General features: G+C 63.5%; 20 protein-coding genes and 2 tRNA genes. 9 read left to right on the top strand and 13 right to left on the bottom strand.

Annotated elements, in window-relative coordinates; genetic code table 11:
- Positions 1–2: 2 nt before the first annotated feature.
- From tuf to AB5Y95_RS02725, 3 genes are all read right to left on the bottom strand, one after another.
- The gene (gene tuf, locus AB5Y95_RS02715) at positions 3–1,187 is read right to left on the bottom strand and encodes an elongation factor Tu (RefSeq protein WP_005306325.1); all 1,185 of its coding nucleotides are present in this window, start codon (positions 1,185–1,187) and stop codon (positions 3–5) included.
- Between the two features lie 170 nt (positions 1,188–1,357).
- Positions 1,358–1,432, bottom strand: a tRNA-Gly gene (locus tag AB5Y95_RS02720).
- Positions 1,433–1,470: 38 nt separating this feature from the next.
- Positions 1,471–1,555: transfer RNA gene (locus tag AB5Y95_RS02725), tRNA-Tyr, on the bottom strand.
- Between the two features lie 262 nt (positions 1,556–1,817).
- Between AB5Y95_RS02725 and coaA the strand changes: the two genes are divergently transcribed.
- Positions 1,818–2,756, top strand: coding sequence for a type I pantothenate kinase (gene coaA, locus AB5Y95_RS02730; protein ID WP_005306328.1), 939 nt, complete (start codon positions 1,818–1,820; stop codon positions 2,754–2,756).
- A gap of 74 nt (positions 2,757–2,830) precedes the next feature.
- On the opposite strand, the gene birA is transcribed toward coaA, so the two are convergent.
- Positions 2,831–3,796: a bifunctional biotin--[acetyl-CoA-carboxylase] ligase/biotin operon repressor BirA gene (birA, locus tag AB5Y95_RS02735; RefSeq protein ID WP_368159462.1), complete on the bottom strand. Its 966-nt coding sequence runs from the start codon at positions 3,794–3,796 to the stop codon at positions 2,831–2,833.
- On the bottom strand, positions 3,793–4,830 hold the full coding sequence (murB, locus tag AB5Y95_RS02740; protein WP_215270042.1) for a UDP-N-acetylmuramate dehydrogenase: 1,038 nt from the start codon (positions 4,828–4,830) through the stop codon (positions 3,793–3,795). The genes birA and murB overlap by 4 nt, the downstream gene beginning before the upstream one ends.
- A gap of 127 nt (positions 4,831–4,957) precedes the next feature.
- On the opposite strand from murB, the gene AB5Y95_RS02745 reads away from it, so the two are divergent.
- Together AB5Y95_RS02745 and AB5Y95_RS02750 are read left to right on the top strand one after the other, a co-directional pair.
- Positions 4,958–5,611 carry a TrkA family potassium uptake protein gene (locus AB5Y95_RS02745; protein ID WP_005306338.1) on the top strand — a complete coding sequence of 218 codons (654 nt, stop codon included), beginning with the start codon at positions 4,958–4,960 and terminating at the stop codon, positions 5,609–5,611.
- Positions 5,608–6,963, top strand: coding sequence for a TrkH family potassium uptake protein (locus AB5Y95_RS02750; RefSeq protein ID WP_368159463.1), 1,356 nt, complete (start codon positions 5,608–5,610; stop codon positions 6,961–6,963). Before AB5Y95_RS02745 ends, AB5Y95_RS02750 begins: the two co-directional genes overlap by 4 nt.
- Positions 6,964–6,990: 27 nt before the next feature.
- Here the strand turns inward: AB5Y95_RS02750 and AB5Y95_RS02755 are convergent, their stop codons facing one another.
- Positions 6,991–7,818, bottom strand: coding sequence for an AraC family transcriptional regulator (locus AB5Y95_RS02755; protein WP_017764795.1), 828 nt, complete (start codon positions 7,816–7,818; stop codon positions 6,991–6,993).
- 100 nt (positions 7,819–7,918) lie between these two features.
- Between AB5Y95_RS02755 and AB5Y95_RS02760 the strand changes: the two genes are divergently transcribed.
- Together AB5Y95_RS02760 and AB5Y95_RS02765 are read left to right on the top strand one after the other, a co-directional pair.
- Complete coding sequence (locus AB5Y95_RS02760) at positions 7,919–8,452, top strand: carboxymuconolactone decarboxylase family protein (RefSeq protein ID WP_054543658.1); 534 nt, start codon at positions 7,919–7,921, stop codon at positions 8,450–8,452.
- 13 nt (positions 8,453–8,465) lie between these two features.
- Positions 8,466–8,900, top strand: a complete 435-nt coding sequence (locus AB5Y95_RS02765) for a DUF417 family protein (protein ID WP_017764796.1) — start codon at positions 8,466–8,468, stop codon at positions 8,898–8,900.
- Between the two features lie 40 nt (positions 8,901–8,940).
- On the opposite strand, the gene AB5Y95_RS02770 is transcribed toward AB5Y95_RS02765, so the two are convergent.
- Positions 8,941–10,908 carry a DNA topoisomerase III gene (locus AB5Y95_RS02770; RefSeq protein WP_215270043.1) on the bottom strand — a complete coding sequence of 656 codons (1,968 nt, stop codon included), beginning with the start codon at positions 10,906–10,908 and terminating at the stop codon, positions 8,941–8,943.
- Positions 10,909–11,269: 361 nt separating this feature from the next.
- On the opposite strand from AB5Y95_RS02770, the gene AB5Y95_RS02775 reads away from it, so the two are divergent.
- Positions 11,270–12,400: a NapC/NirT family cytochrome c gene (locus AB5Y95_RS02775; protein WP_017764798.1), complete on the top strand. Its 1,131-nt coding sequence runs from the start codon at positions 11,270–11,272 to the stop codon at positions 12,398–12,400.
- Positions 12,401–12,422: 22 nt separating this feature from the next.
- Entirely contained in the window at positions 12,423–14,903 is a 2,481-nt protein-coding gene (gene torA, locus AB5Y95_RS02780; protein WP_017781183.1) for a trimethylamine-N-oxide reductase TorA, read from the top strand.
- Positions 14,904–15,049: 146 nt separating this feature from the next.
- Here torA and AB5Y95_RS02785 read toward each other — a convergent pair whose 3' ends face one another.
- The 4 genes from AB5Y95_RS02785 to AB5Y95_RS02800 all read right to left on the bottom strand — a co-directional run bounded on the left by AB5Y95_RS02785 (position 15,050) and on the right by AB5Y95_RS02800 (position 18,013).
- Positions 15,050–15,511, bottom strand: coding sequence for a hypothetical protein (locus AB5Y95_RS02785; protein ID WP_010635837.1), 462 nt, complete (start codon positions 15,509–15,511; stop codon positions 15,050–15,052).
- A 41-nt stretch (positions 15,512–15,552) separates the two neighbouring features.
- Positions 15,553–16,902 carry a sensor histidine kinase gene (locus tag AB5Y95_RS02790; protein WP_368159464.1) on the bottom strand — a complete coding sequence of 450 codons (1,350 nt, stop codon included), beginning with the start codon at positions 16,900–16,902 and terminating at the stop codon, positions 15,553–15,555.
- Between the two features lie 37 nt (positions 16,903–16,939).
- Positions 16,940–17,596, bottom strand: coding sequence for a response regulator transcription factor (locus AB5Y95_RS02795; protein ID WP_005306366.1), 657 nt, complete (start codon positions 17,594–17,596; stop codon positions 16,940–16,942).
- Positions 17,597–17,680: 84 nt separating this feature from the next.
- Positions 17,681–18,013 carry a PepSY domain-containing protein gene (locus tag AB5Y95_RS02800; RefSeq protein ID WP_011707718.1) on the bottom strand — a complete coding sequence of 111 codons (333 nt, stop codon included), beginning with the start codon at positions 18,011–18,013 and terminating at the stop codon, positions 17,681–17,683.
- A 63-nt stretch (positions 18,014–18,076) separates the two neighbouring features.
- Here AB5Y95_RS02800 and AB5Y95_RS02805 point away from each other — a divergent pair, with 63 nt between their 5' ends.
- Complete coding sequence (locus AB5Y95_RS02805) at positions 18,077–18,322, top strand: PepSY domain-containing protein (RefSeq protein ID WP_077095688.1); 246 nt, start codon at positions 18,077–18,079, stop codon at positions 18,320–18,322.
- 10 nt (positions 18,323–18,332) lie between these two features.
- Here AB5Y95_RS02805 and msrQ read toward each other — a convergent pair whose 3' ends face one another.
- Both msrQ and msrP read right to left on the bottom strand, forming a co-directional pair.
- Positions 18,333–18,992 (bottom strand): protein-methionine-sulfoxide reductase heme-binding subunit MsrQ, encoded by a 660-nt coding sequence (msrQ, locus tag AB5Y95_RS02810; RefSeq protein ID WP_054543662.1) that lies wholly within the window; start codon positions 18,990–18,992, stop codon positions 18,333–18,335.
- A 19-nt stretch (positions 18,993–19,011) separates the two neighbouring features.
- Positions 19,012–20,013 carry a protein-methionine-sulfoxide reductase catalytic subunit MsrP gene (msrP, locus tag AB5Y95_RS02815; protein ID WP_368159465.1) on the bottom strand — a complete coding sequence of 334 codons (1,002 nt, stop codon included), beginning with the start codon at positions 20,011–20,013 and terminating at the stop codon, positions 19,012–19,014.
- A 370-nt stretch (positions 20,014–20,383) separates the two neighbouring features.
- Between msrP and AB5Y95_RS02820 the strand changes: the two genes are divergently transcribed.
- Complete coding sequence (locus tag AB5Y95_RS02820; RefSeq protein ID WP_005306399.1) at positions 20,384–20,866, top strand: DUF1097 domain-containing protein; 483 nt, start codon at positions 20,384–20,386, stop codon at positions 20,864–20,866.
- Positions 20,867–20,916 lie beyond the last annotated feature (50 nt).

Below are 20,916 nucleotides of genomic sequence, written 5' to 3' on the forward strand. Positions count from 1 at the left end.
GATTAAGCGATAACTTTAGCTACAACACCAGCACCTACGGTACGGCCACCTTCACGGATGGCGAAACGCAGGCCGTCGTCCATCGCGATCGGCGCAATCAGGGTAACAACCATCTTGATGTTGTCGCCCGGCATTACCATCTCTACGCCTTCCGGCAGTTCGATGGTACCGGTCACGTCGGTAGTACGGAAGTAGAACTGCGGACGGTAGCCTTTGAAGAACGGGGTGTGACGACCACCTTCTTCTTTGGACAGTACGTACACTTCAGATTCGAACTTGGTGTGCGGCTTGATGGTGCCCGGCTTGGCCAGTACCTGACCACGCTCTACGTCTTCACGCTTCACGCCACGCAGCAGCGCGCCAACGTTCTCACCTGCACGACCTTCGTCCAGCAGTTTGCGGAACATTTCAACGCCGGTACAAGTGGTCTTGGTGGTATCTTTGATACCAACGATTTCCACTTCTTCACCAACTTTAACGATACCGCGCTCTACACGACCGGTTACTACGGTACCACGGCCTGCGATGGAGAATACGTCTTCGATCGGCATCAGGAACGGCTGGTCAATTGCGCGCTCCGGCTCCGGAATGTAGGTGTCCAGGTGGCCAGCCAGTTCCAGGATCTTCTCTTCCCACTGAGCTTCGCCTTCCAGCGCTTTCAGTGCGGAACCACGTACTACCGGCAGGTCATCACCCGGGAAGTCGTACTCGGACAGCAGTTCGCGAACTTCCATCTCGACCAGTTCCAGCAGCTCTTCGTCATCTACCATGTCGCACTTGTTCATGAACACGATGATGTACGGAACGCCTACCTGACGACCCAGCAGGATGTGCTCACGAGTCTGCGGCATCGGGCCGTCAGTCGCTGCTACTACCAGGATCGCGCCGTCCATCTGGGCAGCACCGGTGATCATGTTTTTAACGTAGTCGGCGTGACCCGGGCAGTCTACGTGGGCGTAGTGACGGGTAGCGGTGTCGTATTCTACGTGGGAGGTGTTGATGGTGATACCACGCTCACGCTCTTCCGGCGCCTTGTCGATCTGGTCGAAGGCGAAAGCTTTACCACCGAAGTGCTTGGCCAGCACGTTGGTGATGGCGGCGGTCAGGGTGGTTTTACCGTGGTCAACGTGGCCGATGGTACCCACGTTAACGTGCGGTTTATTACGCTCAAATTTTTCTTTAGACATGATCGTCCCTCTAAACTAACGCTGAGTACGCGGTGGCAAGCTAACCACAGAACAGTTTATATGATGGATTTGAATCTGGTGGGGAAGAGAGGCTGGTGCTGACAGGCTGGTTCGATTGCCGAACTCACCCTAGGGTGTGACTCTGCTATCGCCTGAGCCAATCAGCATCTTGGAGCGGGCAGCGGGAATCGAACCCGCATCATCAGCTTGGAAGGCTGAGGTAATAGCCATTATACGATGCCCGCATTTCTCTAACCCAAAGAACTCAAACCGCAGAGAAATATGGTGGAGGGAGAAGGATTCGAACCTTCGAAGGCAGAGCCGTCAGATTTACAGTCTGATCCCTTTGGCCGCTCGGGAACCCCTCCGTTACGTCAATGTCACAACGGTAATTCTGCTTGCACCCGTTGATTTATCGCTTTTGCTGGGCAAATAGACGACAGACATCTAAGCGTCGCGCATTTTATGGTAAGGATTTTGGGGATGCAACCATTGCGCCTTGCAAAATGTGCATTATTGCCAGGAACCAGGCAAAAAAGGACTCACTCTCCGCTCGAAACCGTCGCTTCTCTTGTCGCTCCCGCCCCCCTTGGTGTATGGTCGCCCTGCCCAAGAAACAGTGACGACACCATGACGACAGAGCATAACCCCTATCTGCAATTCACCCGCGAACAATGGGCGTTATTGCGCGACTCGGTCCCTTTGACCCTGACCGAGCACGATCTGCAGACCCTGCGCGGGATCAACGAGAAGGTGTCATTGCAGGAGGTGGAAGAGATCTATCTGCCCCTCTCCCGTCTGCTCAATCTCTACGTCAAGGCCAAGCAGCGCCGCAGCCGGGTGCTGGAACAGTTCCTCGGTCAGTCTCGCGGCAAGGGCACCTACATCATCAGCATCGCCGGCAGTGTGGCAGGCGGCAAGAGCACCACGGCGCGCATCATGCAGGCGCTGCTGGAGCGCTGGCCAGAGCACCCGCGGGTGGAGCTGGTCACCACCGACGGCTTTCTCTACCCCAACAAGGTGCTGGAAGAGCGCGGCCTGATGCGCCGCAAGGGGTTCCCGGAGTCCTACGACATCCGCCATCTGGTGGAGTTTGTCGCCAACATCCGCGCCGGCCACGAGAAAGTCGAGGCCCCCGTTTACTCCCATCTCATCTACGACATCATTCCGGATGAGAAGAAGGTGGTGGAGCAGCCGGACATTCTGATCCTGGAAGGGCTCAATGTGCTGCAAAGCGGCATGGACTACCCGCAGGATCCGCACCGCGTGTTCGTGTCGGACTTCGTCGACTTCTCCATCTATGTGGATGCCGATGCCGAACTGCTGCGCACCTGGTATATCGAGCGTTTCCTCAAGTTCCGCAGCGGCGCCTTCTCGGATCCGGACTCCTACTTCCACCACTACGCCAAGCTGGCCGAGAGCGAGGCGACCAAGATCGCCAGCAACATCTGGCAAGACATCAACTATCTGAATTTGAAAGAGAACATCCTGCCTACCCGGGAGCGGGCCAACCTGATCCTGACCAAGGGCAACGAGCACGCCATCGAGCAGATCAAGCTGCGCAAGTAACGGCGGCAGATCACGCATCAATGAAGAGGGGGCCCGCAGGCCCCCTCTTCATAGGGTGACGGTCAGCGCCGTCATCAGTCGCCCCGGCGCAGGGAGATCTCCCCGCCCAGATAGAACTTGATCCCCTCCTCCGTCTCCAGCCGCAGCGCACCGCGATCATCGATGCCGCGCGCCACGCCGCGGATCTCCTGCTCGCCCATCAGCAGTCGCACCGGCCGGCCGGCGAAATGGTCGAGCCGGTTCCAGTCCGCCACGAAGCTGGCGAGCCCCTCCTGTTCGAAGGTGAGCATGGCCTGCTGCAGGTGATCGATCACCCGGCCGGCCAGCAGATTGCGATCCACCAGTTCCGGCTGGATGTGGCGCAATTCGGACCAGGCCTGATCGATCCGCTCCGCCTCCCGGCTCGGCATCGCCAGGTTGAGGCCGACCCCGATCACCAGGTGGCAGCTGGCGCCGGCACTGCCGCTCATCTCCACCAGGATCCCCGCCAGCTTGCGGCCCTGATAGTAGAGATCGTTGGGCCACTTGAGCTCAACGCCCGGATAACCGAGGGACTCCAGCGCCTGCACCACGGCCACCCCGACCGCCAGACTCAGCCCCATGGCCGCCGCCATGCCCTGCTCCAGCCGCCAGTACATGCTCAATATCAGCTGGCAGCCGAAGGGGGAAACCCAGGGCTTGCCGCGCCGGCCACGCCCGGCGGTCTGGCACTCGGCCAGGCAGCTCTCGCCCGACTGCAGCTGGTTGACCCGCTCCAGCAGGTACTGGTTGGTGGAGTCGATGACCGGGAAGCAGTGCACCGGTGCCATGGGCGCCAGCGCCTGCAGCTTTGTCTCGTCATAGAGCGCCATCGGCACCGCCAGCCGGTACCCCTTGCCGGTCAGGCTGAAGAGATCCAGCCCCAGCGCCTTGAGCGCCGCCATGTGCTTGCTGACCGCCGCCCGACTGATGCCGAGCTGCTCGCCAAGCTGCTCACCGGAGTGGAACTGCCCGTCGCTGAGCAGGGAGATCAGAGTTTGCCGGATGGGAGTCAGGGTCATGCCAGTACCTCGTCGAGCCAAGTTTCACCACGGCGGCCCATGAAGCGCACCTCGTGCTCCAGCACCACGCCGAATTTCTGCTCCACGCTGTCACGCACGTGAGCCGCCAGCGCGATCAGCTCCATGGCGCTGGCGCCGCCCAGATTGACCAGCACCAGCGCCTGCTCCTGATGGACGGCGGCACGGCCGATGGCAAAGCCCTTGAGGCCGCACTGGTCGATAAGCCAGCCCGCGGCCAGCTTGGCCAGCCCTTCACCCGACGGATAGAGCGGCATCTGGGGATATTTCAGCTTGAGCGATGCCGCCAGCGCGGCAGGCACCACCGGATTCTTGAAGAAACTGCCCGCATTGCCGAGCACGGCCGGATCCGGCAGCTTGGCCATGCGGGTGGCGCAGACGGTGTCGAAGATGGCCTGTGCCGAGGGCTGTTCGCCCAGTGCGGCCAGCGGACCATAGCCCTGGCTTGGCTGCCAGGCCTTGGCCAGTCGCAAACCGACCGCAGTGATGAAGTGGCTGTCCTGATAGTCGTGCTTGAAGATGCTGTCGCGATAGCCGAAGCGGCAATCGGCCGCGGCGATGCGCTCCATCTCGCCGCTCTGCCAGTTGAACGCCTCGACGTAGGCACAGACGCTGGCCAGCTCGACTCCGTAGGCGCCGATGTTCTGCACCGGCGCCGCCCCGACCGTGCCGGGGATGAACGCCAGGTTTTCGAGACCGTACCAGCCCTGCTGCAGGGTGTGGCACACCAGCTCGTGCCAGTTCTCGCCGGCGGCCACGTGCAGCAGCCAGTACTCCCCCTCGTCCTGCAGCGCTATCCCCTTGAGCCGGTTGAGCACCACCACCCCGGCGAAGTCATCGCAAAACAGCACGTTGCTGCCACCGCCCAGCACCAGCCGCGGCAAGCCGGCCAGCTCGGCGTTGGCAACCAGCTGCGGCAGGTCGTCGGTTTGCTCCACTTCGGCCAGCCAGTGGCAGTGGGCATCGAGGGCGAGGGTGTTGAGCGTCAACAGGGAGGCGTGCGGGGTGAGTTTCATCTGCGTGTTCCGACAATGGCAAGCGGGCAGTCTACCTTATATTGCCGCCGGACGAAAAATCCCGCCCTCTTTTCGGACTCATATAGCTGGAGTAGAGTATCCCGCTCCGACTCTTGAGGAAGTACTCATGAACAACCAATTTGCCGTCATCGGCCTGGGGCTGTTTGGCAGCGCGCTGTGTGAAGAGCTGCAGCGCCAGGATGCCGAGGTGCTGGCGATTGACATCGACGAGAGCAAGACCCGCCAGATCGCCACCCTCTGCAACCACGTCATCGTGGCCGACGCCACCGACGAGGCTACCGTCGCCGAGCTGGGCCTGGCCGACTTCGACATCGTCTTCGTCGCCATCGGTGACAACCTCGAGACCAGCATACTCACCACCCTCGTTCTCAAGGAGGCGGGGGTGAAGAAGGTCTGGGTCAAGGCGCGCGACAAGTTCCACGCCAAGATCCTGCAGAAGGTGGGTGCCGACAAGGTGATCAATCCGGAGTGGGACATGGGTCGCCGGGTCGCCCAGAGCATGCTGGATAACCGGCTGTTCGACTATCTGGAGCTGGGTCACGATATGGTGCTGACCGAGTTCGTCATCGGCCTGCAGTTGAACGGTCGGGCCCTCAGCGACTTCCATCTGCTGCAGCAGAGTGAATTCCAGCTGCTCGCCATCAAGCGTGGCGAAACCCTGCACAACGTGCTGACCGGCAAGATGGAGCTGCAGCTGGGTGACATCCTGATCCTGGCCGGCAACAAGCACGCCATCGACCACTGGCTGGAAACCCTATGACCCGCTGGCGCAGCAGCTACGCCTTTGCCCTGCAGCGGGAAGATGAGTCGCGCTGGAGTGAAGCCAAGCTGATCCTCGGCAGTTTTCTGGTCATCCTGCTGATCGGCACCCTGTTTCTGGTGCAGCCCTCCAGCCACAACGGCCAGGTGAGCTTCATCAATGCCCTGTTCACCGCCACCTCGGCCATCAGCGTGACCGGGCTCGGGGTGGTGGACACCGGTACCGCCTTCACCCTGCAGGGACAGATCTTCCTGCTGATGCTGATGGAGATTGGCGGCCTGGGCCAGATGACCATGACCCTGCTGCTCATCGCCATGTTCAGCAAACGGGTCGGCCTGCGCCAGCAGGTGCTGGCCAAGGAGGCGCTGGGCCAGGAGGGCTCGGTCAACATCATCCAGCTGGTGAAGCGCATCGTGCTGTTCGCCTTCATCGCCCAGCTCATCGGCACCGCCCTGATGGCCATTCGCTGGGTGCCCGAGATGGGGTGGGAGCGCGGCCTCTACGTCAGCTTTTTCCACGCAGTATCGGCCTTCAACAACGCCGGCTTCTCGCTGTTTGCCAACAATCTCATGGACTACCGGAACGACCCCGTCATCAGCCTGACCATCGCCGGTCTGCTGATCCTCGGCGGGATCGGCTTTACCGTCATCGTCGATCTGGTGCGCAACCGCCGCTGGCGCAAGCTCAAGCTGCACAGCAAGCTGATGCTGATCATGACCCCGGGCCTGCTGCTGCTGGGAACCCTGATGTTCTGGCTGCTGGAGCACAACAACCCTGGCACCCTCGGCAAGGTCTCCTTCGGCGGCCAGTGGCTGGCGGCCTTCTTCCAGTCCGCCAGCGCCCGTACCGCAGGTTTCAACACCATCGACATCGGCCTGATGACCCCGGCCGCCCTGCTGTTCCTGATGATGCTGATGTTCATCGGGGCGGGTGCCACCTCCACCGGTGGCGGTATCAAGGTGACCACCTTCGCGGTGGTGCTGCTGGCGACCAAGGCGTTTCTGACCAAGCGCCCCCACGTCACCGCCTTTGGCCGCACCCTCTCGTCCCAGATAGTGACCCGATCGCTGGCCATCATCATGGTCAGCACCATGGTGCTGATGCTGGCCATGTTCCTGCTGATGCTCACCGAGCAGTTGCCCTTCGACAAGATCATGTTCGAGACCATCTCGGCGTTTGCCACCGTGGGGCTCTCCACCGGCATCACCGCCACCCTGAGCGAGCCTGGCAAGCTCATCCTGGTGCTGGTGATGATCTGCGGTCGTCTCGGCCCGCTCACTCTGGCCTTCATGCTGGCTCGCCCGGTCGAAACCCGCATCAAGTACCCGGAAGAGACCGTCTACACCGGCTGATGACACCGGGGCCCGTCGCGGCCCCGGTCACTCGCGCTGCCGCGCCTTGAGCCAGCGCCCCGGGCTCATGCCAAACTCCCGCTCGAACGCTCGCCCGAAGGCGGTGCCCCCGCTGTAACCCGCCCCCAACGCCACCTGGGTAATGGACTCCCCCGCCAGCAGTTGCTGACTGGCCAGCACCATCCGCCAGCGCGTCAGATAGTCCAGCGGCGTCTGCCCGGTCAGCGCCTGAAAATGAGCGGCGAAGCGGGCGCGCGACATGCCCGCCTCCCGCGCCAGGGTCGCCACCGTCCAGGGCTCGTCCCCGCGCTGATGCATGACCGCAATGGCCCGTGCCAGTCGCGGGTCGGAGAGACCGGCCAACATCCCCTGCCGGCAGAGCCCCTGTTCCACCAGATGGCGCAGCAAGAGGATCAGCAGCACTTCCAGCAGACGGGAGAGGATCGGCGGCTGACCGTATCGCTCGGCGAAGGCCTCCTCGAACAGCAGGGTCAGTACCGGCGCAATGGCCGGGATCGTCTGCAGCGGCAGCACCAAGGTATCCGGCAACGCCAGCTGCAGTGGTGAGTCTCCTGCCGGCCCGAACGACACGCTGGCACACACCAGGTCGCAGCCCGCCAGCTGGCGGGGTTCGAGCCTGTGAGCCTGCCCCCTGGCGTAGAGGATCAGGGTCGGCTCGATCAGCAACAGGGGTTCACCCCCCTCTTCGCGCAGCAGCAGTTCGCCACGGCGCAACAGGTGCAGATGGCCGCCGGCGGGATAGTCGCTGCTGTGAGAGTGCTGACACAGGTTGCCGGCGAAAAAGAGACTGGCCTGGGGAGCGGCATGGGCCAGCAGTATCGAGAGTGGATCCATATTTGAGACGCCTGGTAGTCAATGATGGACTCTGGGTGATAAACCGTACCATTAAAACCGGCATAGTGTCTCCCGTACCCAACCCAAACAGGAGCACATCATGAGTCGCATTCACGCCGTCGTGCAGCCCAAACCGGCAGCCGCCCCCACCTTCGCCGCTCTTAAAAGCAGCCTGGGCATGGTCCCCAACCTCTACGCAACCCTGGCCCACTCACCGGCCCTGCTCAACGGTCTGCTCGGCTTTGCCGACGCGCTGGGCAAGGGGCGGCTCAGCGCCCGCCAGCGGGAGCTGCTGGCACTGGCCATCGGTCAGGCCAACGCCTGCCAGTACTGCCTGTCGGCCCACACCCTGCTGGCAGGCCGGGCCGGTTTCGATGACGGCGCCATCCGGGCTGCCCGTCTCGCTCAGGCGACGGATCCGCTCGATCACGCCCTGTTGCAGCTAGCGGTCGCCCTGGTCACCCAGCGCGGCGTCATCAGCGATGCGCAACTGGCCGCCGCCCGGGCGGCGGGCGTGGATGATGAGCTGATGATGGAGGTGCTGGGGCAGGTGGTCATCAATACCCTGACCAACTACGGCAATCATCTGGCGGAAACCGACATCGACTTTCCGCCCGTCACGCTCACCCCATGACAGAGGAGCAATAATGGAACGTCATGACCGAGGTTTTCTGATCGCCCTCACGGGGGTGGTACTGACCCTGCTCTGGATCGGCGTGTTCAAGTTCACGCCGACCGAGGCGGCGGCCATCCGGCCGCTGGTGGCAAGCCACCCGCTGATGAGCTGGCTCTATGCCGTGCTCTCGGAGCAGGCCGTCTCCAATCTGATCGGGCTGGTCGAGATCCTGATCGCCGGCGGCCTGATTGCCGGCCTGTGGCGGCCACGTCTGGGCTACTGGAGCAGCCTGGGGGCCATCCTGACCTTCCTCGTGACCCTCAGCTTTCTGCTGACCCTGCCGGGCGTCTGGAAGCTGGTCGACGGGGTGCCGGTCACCGAGTTCTTCATTTTCAAGGATCTGGTGCTGCTCGGCGTTGCCTGGCACTACCTGAATTTGAGTCGCGCCAGACTGGCCGACGCCTGACGACAATGCCTTTTTGCGCCCCGGAAGGGGCGTTTTTTTATCAGGCGGCCCTGGCTGGCCGCTTGCTCCCCCGCTTGGCAGTCCCGCTCGAGCCACCAGCCGCCGTGCTGCGCTTGCGTTTGGTGAAGCGACGCTTGTCGGCCCCGGGCGCCGCCTTGGGCAAGGCGCTGAAGCTGGCCCCCGAATCCTGTCTGGCGCCGTCGATCAAACCGTTCAGCTGCTCGGTGAGCGGCCCCATGAACTGCTGATAGCTCGCCTGTCGCTCGGCAATCCGGCCGAGGTGCTGCTCCCACAGCGCCGTCATGTCCGGGGTGGTGGCCGTGGCCGGCAGGGCCTGGATCAATGCTCGCCCGGTCGGGGTCGCCTTGATGCTCTTGCCCTGGCGCACCAGAAAGCGGCGCTTGAACAGCAGGTCGATGATGCCGGCCCGGGTCGCCTCGGTGCCGAGGCCGTCGGTTTCGCGCAGGGTCTTGCGGATCTCGGGATCCTGCACGTAGCGGGCGATGCCGGTCATGGCGGCCAGCAGGGTGGCATCAGTGAACGACTTGGGGGGCTGGGTCATCTTCTCCAGCAGCTCCCCCCGCTCGCACAGCAGCTGTTCGCCCTGACGCAGGGCAGGCAGGGTTCCCACCTCCTCCTCGTCATCTTCCTCCACCCCGAGCAACGCCTTCCAGCCCGCCTTGAGGATCCGCCGCGCCTTGGCCTGAAACTGCCCGCCGGAGATGCGCAGCAGCACCTTGCTGTCGTTGTACTCGAACGGCGGGTAGAACTGCAGCAGATACTGGCGAGCAATCAGGCCATACAGCCTGGCTTCATCGCCGCTCAGGCCCCCCTCGTTGCCATGCTTCTCGGTGGGGATGATGGCGTGGTGGGCATCCACCTTGCTGTCGTTCCACGCCTTGCTGCGGATCTTGCCGTCCGCCTCGCTCACCGCCCTGGCCAGCGCCGGCGCCGTGCTGGCGATGGCCTCCCGCACCTGGCCGGCCCGATTGAAGTGCTCGCTCGGCAGATGGCGGCTGTCGGATCTGGGGTAGGTGATGAGCTTGTGCCGTTCATAGAGGCTCTGGCAGATGTCCAGCACCCGCTTGGCGTCCATGCCGAACCGCTTGGCGGCATCGATCTGCAGGCTGGAGAGGTTGTAGGGCAGCGGCGCCGCCTGCTTGCGGGCCTGCTCCTCCACCTCTTCCACCAGTGCGGGTTGACCCTGGATCCGCTCCACCACCTTGGCGGCCAGCGCCCGGTTGAGCACCCGCCCCTCCTCGTCCTGCCAGGGCAGACAGGCCTCGGAGGGCAGCCACTTGGCGCTGAAGCGTTCGTTGCCCTCGGTCTGTAGATGGGCCAGCACCTCGAAGAAGGGTTTGGGCACGAAGGCCTCGATCTCGAGATCCCGCCGCACCACCAGCCCCAGCAGCGGTGTCTGTACCCGGCCGACCGAGAGAAGCTCGCTGCAACCCCCCTTGCGACCAAGCAGGGTATAGGCGCGGGTCATGTTGATGCCGTAGAGCCAGTCGGCCCGGCTGCGGGCCAGCGCCGACACCGCCAGCGGCACGAATTCCTTGTTGTCTCTGAGCTTGTCGAGGGCGCGGCGCACCGCCGGCGGGTTGAGATCGCTGATGAGGCAGCGCAGCACCGGCCGGGTTTTGCCATAGCCGAGAAAATCGATCACCTCGTCCACCAGCAGTTGCCCCTCCCGATCCGGGTCACCGGCGTTGACCACGCAGTCGGCCTGCTTGAGCAGGCGCTTGATGACGGTGAGCTGGGTCTTGGTCTTCGGCTTGGCCACCAGCTGCCACTGGCTCGGGATGATGGGAAGGGATTCCATGCGCCACTGCTTGTAAGCGGCATCGTAGGCATCGGGCTCGGCCTGTTCCAGCAGGTGGCCGATGCACCAGGTCACCACATCCCCCTGCGCGGTTTCGATGAAGCCCTCCCCCTTCTTGTGGGGCTTGGGCAGCACGTCGGCAATGGCGCGCCCCAGACTGGGCTTCTCGGCGATGAAGAGTCGCATGGCAAATACCTGAACACTGTATATGCGAACAGTATATACCGGGCCCAGGGCAAAGCCCAAGCCCCTGCCAGGCGCGAGACGACAGGCTACTGCACAGGCAAGAGAAGGGAGCAGGGAGTCATGGCCCAACGATAAAAAGTGGAGAGAAAGTGGCGCAGCGGCATCAATTACGCCTCAAACGAGGAGCAAAAAGACGGTAAAATCGCAGGATGTTAAATTAAATTCAGTTAAATGATAAATAACAAAATAATAATTGCATTTAAAATAACAATACAAAATATAAATCATGATAGAGGTCAATCAACTACCTCTCCATGGATACTACTATATTGGTAATATTTGAACGTAGGAAAACGCCGTCATGCTTGGAAAACTGTTGAGAAAAACCTGGTTCTGGCTACTGCTGCTCGGGGCCCTGCTGGGCGTGGCAGCGCTGGGGGTCACGGTGACCGTCATGCACAAGACCAGTTCCACCGAGTTCTGCGTCTCCTGCCACTCCATGCAGACCCCGCTGGCCGAGTATCAGGGCAGCGTCCACTTCCAAAACGTGAAGGGCATCCGCGCCGAGTGCGCCGACTGCCACATTCCGGGTGATCCCACCTCCTATCTGTGGACCAAGATCCGCGCCGTGAAGGACATCTATCACGAGGCGATCGGCACCCTCGACACGCCGGAGAAATACGAGGCCCACAAGCTGCGCATGGCGCAGTCGGTGTGGGACGAGCTGAAGGCCAACGACTCCGCCACCTGCCGCAGCTGCCACAGCTACGCGGCCATGGACATCCTGGCTCAGCGCCCCAACGCCCGCGCCGAGCACCCGGTCGCCATCAAGGAGGGCCAGACCTGCATCGACTGCCACCGCGGCGTCGCCCACATCATGCCCGACATGAGCGGCCTGGCCGCCGCCGGTGCCAGCGAGCTGGCGCAAGCCGCCGCCCAGACCCCGGCCAACGTCACCACCCGCTATGCCATCGCCACCACCCCGCTCTATCTGGATGCCGGCGCCAAAACCGACGAAGGCACCCTGATGCCCTCCACTCAGGTGGAAGTGCTGGCCAACGACAACGGCCGCGCCCAGGTGCGCATCGACGGCTGGCAGCAGGACGGGGTGAGCGAGGTGTTCTACGCCGCTCCCGGCAAGCGCATCCTGAGCACCCTGCTCGGCGACAAGGCCAAGGCACAGCTCACCACCGGCAAGAGCGAAACCGACAGCGCCACCAACCTCACCTGGCATCAGGTCAGCCTGACCGCCTGGGTGGATCAGAGCCAGCTCATCGGCGATCAGGGCAAGCTGTGGCAGTACGCCTCCACCCTGATGTCCAACAACTGTACCGGCTGCCACGGCCTCACCGCACTGGATCATTTCAACGCCAACCAGTGGATCGGCGTCATCAAGGGGATGGAATCACGCACCTCCCTGACCCCGGAACAGGCACGCATGTTGACCCAATACGTCCAGAAACATGCCAGTGACATGAACGCGGCGCACTAAGGCTGGCACAGAGGAAATCGTCATGACTTTTTTTACCGATAAGCAAACCAATCTCTCCCGCCGCAACCTGCTCAAGGGGCTCGGCGCCTGCGCCGCCCTGCCGCTGCTGGCCGGTGTCTTCCCGAAGAGTGCGCTGGCCCAGGCCATCAGCACGGCGCTTGAACAGTTCCCGACCCTGGTGCCCGCCCAAAAAGGCATCCTGACCGGTGCCCACTGGGGGGCTTTCGAGGCCATCGTCGAAGAGGGCCGCATGGTACGGGTCCAGCCGGTGGCCGATGATCCGGCCCCCAACGATCTCATCGACATGGCGCCGTTCCAGGTCCACGCCAAGAACCGCATCAAGTACCCCATGGTGCGCAAGAGCTGGCTGGAGCAAGGCCCGGGGGCCAAACCCGAACTGCGCGGCGCCGACGAGTGGGTGCGAGTGAGCTGGGAGAAGGCCATCGCCCTGGTGGCCGGCGAAATCAGCCGGGTGCAGAGCGACTTCGGCCCGCAGGCGATCCACGCCGGTTCCTACGGCTGGAAGAGCGTCGGCATGTTCCACAACAGCCGCACCCTGCTGCACCGCCTGATGAACCTGGCGGGCGGCTTCACCGGCTATGCCGGCGACTACTCCGCCGGCGCCGCCCAGGTGATCATGTCCCACGTGATGGGTTCCATCGAGGTGTATGAGCAGCAGACCGCCTGGCCCAACGTCATCGAGCACGCCGAACTGGTGGTGCTGTGGGGGGTCAACGCCCAGGTCACCCTGAAGAACAGCTGGAACATGCCGGATCACGAAGGTCAGGCCGGCTTCAAGGCGCTGAAAGATAAAGGCACCCGCATCATCAGCATCGACCCTGTCTACAACGAAACCGCCAAGCTGGCGGGGGCCGAGTGGATTGCACCGAATGCCTACACAGACGTGGCCATGATGCTGGGGGTGGCTCACACCCTCTACAGCGAGCAGAAGCACGATCAGGCCTTCCTCGACCGCTACACCACCGGCTTCGACAAGTTCCTCACCTATCTGCTCGGCAAGGAAGACGGCCAGCCGAAGAGCGCCGAGTGGGCAAGCACCATCTGCGGCGTCGACGCCAAGGTGATCCGCCAACTGGCCCTCGACATGGCGTCCAAGCGCACCATGATCATGGCGGGCTGGGGCATGCAGCGGCAGCAGCACGGCGAACAGCCCAACTGGATGCTGGTCACCCTGGCCGCCATGCTGGGCCAGATCGGCCTGCCGGGCGGCGGTTACGGCTTCAGCTACCACTACTCTTCCGGTGGCAGCCCCACCGCCAAGGGCGGCATCCTGGCGGGCATCTCCGCCGGCAATGCGCCGAAGAACGGGCCGGCGCCGATCCCGGTGGCCCGCATCGCCGACTGCCTCGCCAACCCCGGCAAGACCATCGACTTCAACGGCCGCAAGGTGACCTACCCGGACATCAAGCTGGTTTACGTGGCGGGCGGCAACCCCTTCCACCACCACCAGGACACCAACAACCTGGTCAAGGCCTGGCGCAAGCCGCAGACCGTGATCGTGCACGAGCCTTACTGGACCGCCACCGCCAAGCACGCCGACATCGTCCTGCCGGCCACCACCAGCTACGAGCGCAACGATCTGGAGATGGGCGGCGACTACTCCCAGCGCTACGTCTTCCCGATGCACCAGTGCGTGCCGCCCCAGTTCGAGGCGCGCAACGACTTCGACATCTTCCGTGACGTGGCCGCCAAGCTGGGCCTGCAGGAGCAGTACACCGAAGGCAAGGACGAGATGCTGTGGCTCAAGCAGATGTACGACGGCATGGCCGCCCAGGCCCGCGGCGCCCGGGTGGCGCTGCCGCCGTTCAACATGTTCTGGGAGTCCAACAACTACATCCGCTTCCCGGTGCCCGAGGCGAACCGCCAGTGGATCCGTCACGCCGATTTTCGCGAGAACCCGCTGCTCAACCCGCTCGGTACCCCGTCCGGCAAGATCGAGATCTTCTCCAGCACGGTGGCCGGCATGGGTTATGCCGACTGCGCTGGCCATCCCAAGTGGTATGAGCCCAAGGAGTGGATCAAGAGCAAGGAGGCGACCCGCTATCCGCTGTCGCTCAACACCTCCCACCCAACCCAGCGGCTGCACTCCCAGCTCGACAACACCCCGCTGCGGGACAAGTTCGCCATCGCCGATCGCGAGGCGATCCTGATCCACCCGGACGACGCCAAGGCACGCGGCATCCAGGATGGCGATCTGGTGCGGGCCTTCAACGACCGCGGCCAGATCCTGGTGGGGGCCCTGCTCTCGACCGATATCCGTCCGGGGGTGGTGCGGGTGTGCGAAGGGGCCTGGTTCGATCCGGCCAAACCGGGCGAGGCGGGGAGCCTGTGCAAGAACGGCAACGTCAACTGCCTCACCTTCGACGAGGGCACCTCCAGCCTGGCGCAGGGCAACTGCGGTCACATGGCCCAGCTGCAGATCGAGAAGTACCAGGGCCCGGCCCCGGTCAACACCGCCCACGCGGTGCCGGCCAACGCCTGAGCAGACGAGTAAGCAACAAAAACGGCGCCATCAAGGCGCCGTTTTCTTATCTAGGTTTGTGGTGTGACTCGGAAGCCACCCTCAACCATCTACTCTTGTGCACACTCCACCCGCTTTGCAGCCAGAGCGCGGACAAGGGCTCTGAATCAGAAGTCACCCTCAACCATGTACTCTTCCGCACACTCCACCAGCTGAGGCCAGAGTTCTTCCGGCACCCAGGCATCCGGGTCATCTTCATCCCCGTCGTACTGGCTCCAGAAGTAGCGGCGCAGGCCGGAGGCGAAGTCATCGCTCAGCTCGGCCAGCTCGGAGAGCGGCCCCAGCCAGGCGATGCGGCGCAGGCCGGAGGCGAGATCGTTGATGGCGTCCATCAGGCCGCGATCGTCGAAGCTCTGCTCCACCAGCAGGGTGAAGCGCTCGCGCGCCCGCTCGGTCTGATCCTCATCCAGCTCGCCCACGTCGGCCAGCAGGTCGACGAAATCTTCCAGCAAGAAGGCAATCAGGCTGTCGCGATCCTCAAACCACTGGATCTGGGCCCCCTTGGTGCCCAGCACGGAGGCATCGAACGAATCGTCGAGGTGACACAGTGCCCATGGATCATCGGTCATGGTTCTCTTCCTCAGGCTAAAACAGGTGCCATATCTTATGCCTAGCTCTCCACTCTTGCCACCTTGGGCAGCGAGAGGGAAGCCGCCAGCCCGCCCAGTTCGGCACGCCCCATGATGAGGCTGCCGCGGTAGGCTTCCGCCAGATCGGAGACGATGTTGAGACCCAGCCCCGAACCCGGCACTTTCTCGTCGAGCCGCACCCCGCGCAGCACCGCCTTGGCGATCTGATCCTCGCTCATGCCTGGACCATCATCCTCGATGCGCAGGGTGATCCAGCCCCCCAGCTCGGCGCTGGAGATGCGCAGCCGGCCGGCCGACCACTTGAAGGCGTTCTCCAGCAGGTTGCCCACCATCTCGTCGAAGTCCTGCTCCTCCACCCCGACCGCCAGGGTGGCCGGCACCTGCAGGTCCACTTCCCGGCCCGGATAGAGGCGGGAGAAGGCGCGGCAGATGTACTCCACCCGCGCCCGCACCGGGGTCGACACCCCGAGGATCTTGGCGGCGCCGGTCACCCGCGCCTTGCCGAGGTGGTAGTCGATGTGGCGCTGGATCTGATCGAGCTGCTCGCCGAGGGCGGCCTGATCCTCCGGCGGCAGCTGGGACACCTGGTTGCGCATGATGCTGAGCGGCGTCTTGAGGGCGTGGGCCAGGTTGCCGGTGTGGGAGCGGGCCCGCTGCAACAGCTCGCCGTAGTGGTGCAGCAGCCGGTTGATGTCTTCCACCAGCGGCTGGATCTCCAGCGGATAGCGCAGCCGGAACCCCTCCTGATGGCCCTGATGAACCCGGCTCAGCTCGCGCCGCAACAGGTGCAGCGGCCGCAGGCCGTAGACGATCTGGAACATGAAGCCGAGCACCAGCCCGGTCGCGGCAAAGCCGAGGCCGAGGAACAGGCTGATGCGGGTCTTCTTCAGGGTCTGGGTCAGGGCGCTGCTGTCCTTGGCCATCACCAGGGTGAACACCCGATCCGAACCGGGCAGCAGCACGGTACGGGTCATGATCAGCAGCGGCTCCTTGTTGGGCCCCTTGCCGACGAAAAGATCCGGATCACCGAAGGCCGACTTCAGGCCGTGCACGTCGAGGTGCACATCCCACAGGGAGCGGGAGCGGCTGACCACGCTCTCCCCCAGCTCCAGCTGCCAGTAGTAACCCGAGTAGGGCTGGCGAAAGCGGGGGTCGGCCATGGGTTCGGTGACCACCGGCAGGCCATCCGGCTGGATCTCGAGGCGGGAGAGCAGATCGTAGAGCTGCAGGCGCAGGCCGTCGGCCTCCGCCTCCTGCCAGTAGTTGCGCATCATGGTCTGCAGACTGAAGCCGGTGGCGAACAGGAACAGGCCGCACCAGACCATGGCGATGACCACCAGCCGCCCCCGCAGGGTACGCACCAGCCTCATTCAGCCGCTCCGCTGCAAAAGGGCATCAAGATCAGGCTCATTCGTTGATCCGGTAGCCGAGGCCGCGCACCGTCTCGATCAGATCGGCGTGGGTCTTCTTGCGGATCCGGCCGATGAACACCTCCACCGTATTGGAGTCGCGGTCGAAATCCTGGGCGTAGATGTGGTCGATCAGCTCGCTGCGCGACACCACCTTGCCCCTGTGCTGCATCAAATAGCCGAGCACCCGGAACTCGTGGGCGGTGAGCTTGATGGGGGTGCCTTCGTACCACACCTGAGAGGCCGCCATGTCGAGCCGCACCCCGCCGATCTCCAGGATCGAGCTGGCGTTGCCCGCCGCCCGCCGCACCAGGGCATGGACCCGGGCCACCAGCTCGGCCACCTGGAACGGCTTGGTGAGGTAGTCGTCGGCCCCGGCATTGAGCCCCTCGATCTTCTCGTGCAGCTGGCCACGAGCGGTCAGCACCAGTACCGGGGTGTCGATCCCCTTGCTGCGCCACTCTTTCAGCACGCTCAGGCCGTCGCGGCCCGGCAGACCGAGATCCAGAATGATGGCGTCGTAGGGTTCGGTCTCGCCGAGAAAGCCGGCCTCGTTGCCGTCGTGGCAGAGGTCGGTCACGAAACCGGACAGGCGCAGCTGTTCCGCCAGCTGGCCAGCCAGGGTCTTCTCATCTTCAACTATCAGAATTCGCATAAATGGGTATCCAAAGCAGGGTTGTGCCGGAACCGGCAGCGGTTGGGGAGACGAACCGGACGGTGGGTTCGCGGGCTCACGCCGTTACTCCTCTTCCGGGGGCGGACGCGGTTCGAACAGCCGCTCCAGATGGTGACCCTTGAGCCACACCATCTCCAGGTTGTCGGCCCGATAGCCCACCTTGATGACGCTGTTCTCGCTGTCGATCAGCTTGAGTTCGTACAGCCAGATGCCGTCCTCCTCCCCCAGATCGACCCGCAGCACCCGTACCGGCAGGCGAGAAGCCACCTCCATCACCTCATGAAAGGGGCGCACCCGTCCCTCGCTGACCGCCTGCTGCAGCAAGGCCTCGTTCGGCGTGGCCGCCTGTGCCAGTGCCGGCAGCAGCAACCCAAGCAGAGACAGGGCTCTATTCATGGATGATTCATCTCCCAAAACCTAACATAATGCCGTTTATAGTCTGCCAGCCATGAATCCGGAATGAATATGATCCGACGCAGTTTCCTGCTGATCCTTTGCCTCTTTTCCACCCTCGGCTGGGCGGCCGAAAGCCGTCTCGACATGGCCGGGCTGGTCAAGCTGCTGGTGGCCCAAGGGTATCACGACATTCGGGAAGTGGAGCTGGAAGGGGACAAATTCGAGGTGGAAACCCTGGATGCCCAGGGGCAGCGGGTACGACTCCAGGTCGACGCCCATACCGGTGACATCAAAAAAGAGGCCGACTAGGCCTCTTTTGCTATGGGCGCGCCGGTGCGGCCTGTCTTTGCGTCTCTTTCAGCTTCTGCTGTCGGTACTGGCGCCAGGGGCGCAGCAGCTTGTCGCGGCGCGGCACCAGCAGGGCACAGGCCAGCAACAGGTAGATGAGCGGCTCCTGCCAGCCGCTCTTGAGCGACCACCAGTAGTGCACCGGCACCAGCAGGGCCACCGCATAGATCCAGTTGTGCAGCTTCTGCCAGGCCGGCCCCATGCGCCGCAGCAGGGCCGGGATCGAGGTGAGGCTGAGCGCCAGCAGCAACAGCAGCGCCACCATCCCCACCACTATGTAGCTGCGCTTGACCAGCTCGCCGCCAATCAGCCGCCAGTCGAACTGCAGATCCAGTCCCAGCCAGACCATGAAGTGCAGACCGGCCCAGGCTGCGCACCAGAGCCCGAGCGGGCGGCGCAGCTTGATGAGCTGCCCCTGCCGCCAGCGTTTGGCCAGCGGCGACACCAGCAGGGTGAGCAACAGCAGATTGAGCGCCCCCTTGCCCAGATAGTGGGTCAGCCCCTGTACCGGATCCCCTCCCAGCAGACCGCCGGGCACGGCCACCAGCAGCCAGAGCAGAAACCCCAGCGAGGCGAGGTGTACCAGCGCCCGCAGCAAGGTGATGTGACGCGCCGTCAGTCGCAGAGTCATGGTGTCAGCTCCTCTCGTCTCAATACCACTTGCGCAGGTCCATGCCCTGATAGAGGGACGCCACCTCATCGGCATAGCCATTGAACATCAGGGTCGGCTGGCGCTTGGCGCCGAAGATGCCCCCCTCGCCGATGAAGCGCTCGCTGGCCTGGCTCCAGCGCGGGTGATCCACCGCTGGATTGACGTTGGCGTAGAAGCCGTATTCGTTGGGGGCCAGCAGGTTCCAGGTAGTGGGCGGCATCTCCTCCACCAGCCGGATGGAGACGATGCTCTTGATACTCTTGAAGCCGTACTTCCATGGCACCACCAGCCGGATCGGCGCCCCGTTCTGGGCCGGCAGCGCCTTGCCGTAGAGCCCCATCGCCAGGAAGGAGAGCGGATGCATCGCCTCGTCGATGCACAGCCCCTCGACATAGGGGTAATCGATGCCACCGCCGAGGGAACGCGAGGCCTGTCCGGGCAGCTGCTCCGGATCATAGAGGGTTTCGAACGCCACAAACCTGGCGCGGCTGGTGGGCTCGGCCCGGCGAATGAGGTCCGCCAGCGCGATGCCGCTCCAGGGCAGCACCATGGACCAGGCCTCCACGCAGCGCAGCCGGTAGATACGCTCCTCGAGCGTGCTCTTGTTGATGAGATCCCACACGTCCAGGGTAAACGGCTTGGCCACCTCCCCCTCTACCTTCAGGGTCCAGGGCTCGGGTTTGAGGTAGTGGCCATTGCGGGCCGGATCCCCCTTGTCGGTGCCCAGCTCGTAGAAGTTGTTGTGGGTGGTGGCCTTCTCCTCCGGCGTGAGGATCAGCCCCTCCGGCCGGGCGGCGGCGTGGATGTTGAGCGCCCGGGTGGCGACCGGTGCCGGCTTGTCGCCAGAGAAGAGATCGAGCACCCCGGCCTGGGTCGGCAACGCCAGGGTGGCGGCGCCGAGCCCCAGCCCTTTCAGGAGCAGGCGACGATCCTGATAGACGGCTTCCGGCGTGACGTCCTGTTCGGTGAGGTGATGGGCAGAGCGGCGCTTGAGCAACATGGAAAAACTCCCGGGGCGATGAGGGTAACAATCATAAGACCCGCCCCGGCCGAGTTTTATTTCACGGAAAATTACATGAACTGATAGAGGGGCAGTGCCTTGGCCATGGTTCCGACCAGAAACAGCACTACGAACACCAGCAGGGGAACGATCACATTTGGCACCATCAGACTCACTCCATGAGCAGGACAGGGCCTCTAACTATGGTGCAGACACGACCGCCTCACCATGAATTTTTTTCGCGAGCGCAAGCGTATTCCTGAGTTGAAATGAGTGATGCAGATCACACACAATTCCGCCCCTGCTTGCCGCCCCCCCTGCGCGGGGTAGGCTCCCCTTTTTCCGGATTTCACTACTGAAGAGTCACGCCATGAGCCCATTGATCGCCATCGCCATCACGACCGGGATCCTCTCCGCCGTCTGGGGCTGGGTCGCCGTCACCCTCGGCCTCATCTCCTGGGTCGGCTTCCTCGGCTGCACCAGTTATTTTGCCTCCAGCGGCGGCTACAAGGCGCTGCTGCAGACCCTGCTGTGCAATGCCAGCGGCATGCTGTGGGCCCTGCTGCTGATCCATGGCGACGCCTGGTGGGGCGCCGGGGTGGCGGGTTACCTGATGACCGGGGTGGTGGCGACCCTGATGTGCGTGCAGGCCAGGCAACAGTGGCTCTCCTACATTCCCGGCACCTTCGCCGGTTGCTGCGCGACCTTCGGGGCAGCGGGAGAGTGGCGGCTGATCCTGCCCTCCCTGGTGATAGGGGCGCTGTTCGGCTACCTGATGAAGGCAAGCGGCCTCTGGCTCTCCCATAAGACCCAGAAAACCCAGGCCACGGCTGGCGTCACCGACCCGGCTTGAGCCGGCCTAACGTGACCGATCCGGTCTGAAACCAGAGGGGCGGCCCGTCA

This window comes from Aeromonas sp. R5-3, from assembly GCF_040908225.1.
Taxonomy (GTDB): Bacteria; Pseudomonadota; Gammaproteobacteria; order Enterobacterales; family Aeromonadaceae; genus Aeromonas; species Aeromonas dhakensis.

Excerpts from the sequence above, each read along its gene's own strand:
- torA (WP_017781183.1), top strand. The coding sequence starts at position 12,423 with ATGACTTTTTTTACCGATAAGCAAACCAATCTCTCCCGCCGCAACCTG.
- msrQ (WP_054543662.1), bottom strand. The coding sequence starts at position 18,992 with ATGACTCTGCGACTGACGGCGCGTCACATCACCTTGCTGCGGGCGCTG.
- murB (WP_215270042.1), bottom strand. The coding sequence starts at position 4,830 with ATGAAACTCACCCCGCACGCCTCCCTGTTGACGCTCAACACCCTCGCC.
- AB5Y95_RS02795 (WP_005306366.1), bottom strand. The coding sequence starts at position 17,596 with ATGCGAATTCTGATAGTTGAAGATGAGAAGACCCTGGCTGGCCAGCTG.
- birA (WP_368159462.1), bottom strand. The coding sequence starts at position 3,796 with ATGACCCTGACTCCCATCCGGCAAACTCTGATCTCCCTGCTCAGCGAC.
- AB5Y95_RS02785 (WP_010635837.1), bottom strand. The coding sequence starts at position 15,511 with ATGACCGATGATCCATGGGCACTGTGTCACCTCGACGATTCGTTCGAT.
- AB5Y95_RS02820 (WP_005306399.1), top strand. The coding sequence starts at position 20,384 with ATGAGCCCATTGATCGCCATCGCCATCACGACCGGGATCCTCTCCGCC.
- AB5Y95_RS02755 (WP_017764795.1), bottom strand. The coding sequence starts at position 7,818 with ATGGATCCACTCTCGATACTGCTGGCCCATGCCGCTCCCCAGGCCAGT.
- AB5Y95_RS02765 (WP_017764796.1), top strand. The coding sequence starts at position 8,466 with ATGGAACGTCATGACCGAGGTTTTCTGATCGCCCTCACGGGGGTGGTA.
- AB5Y95_RS02800 (WP_011707718.1), bottom strand. The coding sequence starts at position 18,013 with ATGAATAGAGCCCTGTCTCTGCTTGGGTTGCTGCTGCCGGCACTGGCA.
- AB5Y95_RS02775 (WP_017764798.1), top strand. The coding sequence starts at position 11,270 with ATGCTTGGAAAACTGTTGAGAAAAACCTGGTTCTGGCTACTGCTGCTC.
- msrP (WP_368159465.1), bottom strand. The coding sequence starts at position 20,013 with ATGTTGCTCAAGCGCCGCTCTGCCCATCACCTCACCGAACAGGACGTC.
- AB5Y95_RS02805 (WP_077095688.1), top strand. The coding sequence starts at position 18,077 with ATGAATATGATCCGACGCAGTTTCCTGCTGATCCTTTGCCTCTTTTCC.
- AB5Y95_RS02750 (WP_368159463.1), top strand. The coding sequence starts at position 5,608 with ATGACCCGCTGGCGCAGCAGCTACGCCTTTGCCCTGCAGCGGGAAGAT.
- AB5Y95_RS02790 (WP_368159464.1), bottom strand. The coding sequence starts at position 16,902 with ATGAGGCTGGTGCGTACCCTGCGGGGGCGGCTGGTGGTCATCGCCATG.
- AB5Y95_RS02745 (WP_005306338.1), top strand. The coding sequence starts at position 4,958 with ATGAACAACCAATTTGCCGTCATCGGCCTGGGGCTGTTTGGCAGCGCG.
- coaA (WP_005306328.1), top strand. The coding sequence starts at position 1,818 with ATGACGACAGAGCATAACCCCTATCTGCAATTCACCCGCGAACAATGG.
- AB5Y95_RS02770 (WP_215270043.1), bottom strand. The coding sequence starts at position 10,908 with ATGCGACTCTTCATCGCCGAGAAGCCCAGTCTGGGGCGCGCCATTGCC.
- AB5Y95_RS02760 (WP_054543658.1), top strand. The coding sequence starts at position 7,919 with ATGAGTCGCATTCACGCCGTCGTGCAGCCCAAACCGGCAGCCGCCCCC.
- tuf (WP_005306325.1), bottom strand. The coding sequence starts at position 1,187 with ATGTCTAAAGAAAAATTTGAGCGTAATAAACCGCACGTTAACGTGGGT.